The sequence below is a fragment of the Streptomyces sp. SID14478 genome (assembly GCF_010548525.1).
Classification (GTDB): Bacteria; Actinomycetota; Actinomycetes; order Streptomycetales; family Streptomycetaceae; genus Streptomyces.
The window spans coordinates 1-210 of sequence record NZ_JAAGMG010001305.1; the positions used below are offsets into that span (position 1 = coordinate 1).

A 210-nucleotide genomic window follows, 5' to 3' on the forward strand; every position below is an offset into this window, starting at 1 on the left:
CATGCACTCCGTCGCCATCAGGTCGTACAGGACGGCGCGCGGCCGCACCGGGACGCCCCGGCGCTCCATGAGCCGCTGCAGGTCCTCGTACGCCCCGATGAGTCCGTAGCGCTGCTCGGGCGTCACCGGCGGCAGGCTCTCGGGCCGCAACTCCCTTACGTCGACGATCACTTGCTCCAGGCAGGCGATCCGGTCGGCGAGGACGAGGGC

The 210-nt window shown here is 71.4% G+C and carries 1 protein-coding gene; it reads right to left on the reverse strand.

Translation table 11 applies throughout. The annotated features are described in order from the left end of the window. A partial coding sequence (locus tag G3I40_RS41340) for a hypothetical protein (protein WP_164559941.1) occupies positions 1-210 on the reverse strand: 210 nt, incomplete at both ends.